This window comes from Paenibacillus sp. N119s (assembly GCF_059447605.1).
On sequence record NZ_JCAJRU010000447.1, the window covers coordinates 1 to 1,303 of the forward strand.

The 1,303-nt window shown below is 53.6% G+C and carries 1 protein-coding gene; it reads right to left on the minus strand.

All coding sequences use genetic code 11. The features are described 5' to 3' along the window. On the minus strand, nucleotides 1-1,303 hold a 1,303-nt coding region (locus AC5V8P_RS25620; RefSeq protein ID WP_495474060.1), incomplete at both ends, for an amino acid adenylation domain-containing protein.

Here is a 1,303-nt window from a genome sequence, read left to right on the forward strand (position 1 = left end):
CGTCCTGCCAAATTTGCGCCAGCTTCACTTCCACCCACGTCCGCGGCGGGATATAGTCGGCTCCGCTTTGCAGGCTGTCTTCGGGTGCTGGCAGGGCTTTGTGGTCGATTTTACCGTTTGGTGTCAGCGGCATCTGCTCCAGCTGTACCAGATAGGAAGGGATCATGTAACCCGGCAGCTTCTGGCTCAAGGCGCTGCGTAGCTCACTTGCGACAACTTCCTTATCGGCGACCAGATAAGCGCAGAGTTGCTTCTGCCCTTGCTCATCTTCCCGTGCGATGACCACAACTTCTTGCACTGCCTCCAGTTTCAACAGCTGCGTTTCTACCTCGCTCAGTTCGATCCGGTAGCCCCGAATTTTCACCTGCGTATCGATCCGCCCCTTATAATCCAGCGTACCATCCGCATTTAAGCGTACCATGTCGCCTGTGCGATAGCAGCGTTCTCCGCTACGGAACGGGCTGTCAATGAACTTTTCGGACGTCAGGTCCGGACGGTTACGGTAACCACGTGCTACCCCGTCACCGCCTACCAGTAGTTCACCCCATACTCCGACGGGCTGAAGCCGCATCGAGCGGTCCACGACGTACGCTGTTGAATTATGAATCGGTCTGCCAATTGGCACAGATTCCGATTGCACACCGTTGATCACATGCACCGTGGAAAAGGTCGTATTTTCAGTCGGGCCATAGATGTTACTGATTCGCAGGGACGGATGGGCCTCTAGCACCCGGTTCATATGTGGTACGGACATCACATCACCACCGACCAGCAGCTCCCGTATCCCCTCGAACAGTGTCAAATCCTGCTGAGACAGCTGGTTAAAGAGCGGTGTAGTCAAAAACATCGTGGTAATGCCGTGGCTGTGAACAGCTTCCTTAAGCTTGAGCACGTCCAAAATGACATCCTGTCTAACTAGCACAAGCCGTCCACCGTTCAATAGCGCTCCCCAAATTTCAAAAGTGGATGCGTCGAAAACAATAGCGCCTGTTTGCAAAATGCGCGTGTCAGCGTCCAACTGTGCGTAGTTTGTATTTTTCACCAAACGTACGACATTGCGATGCTCTACCATGACACCCTTCGGCTGCCCCGTCGTACCCGACGTATAAATCACATACGTTAAATCGTTCGGACCGGACAACGGCTCCAGGTTGGAATCCTCCTCGTGATACACACTTTGTGTCCCATTCAGCACCAGCAGCTGACCATCAAAAGCGACTTTGTCTACCAGATGGCTTTGCGTTAACAACAGCTCTGCTCCCGAGTCGTCCAGCATGTAGCGGATACGCTCCTCCGGATACGT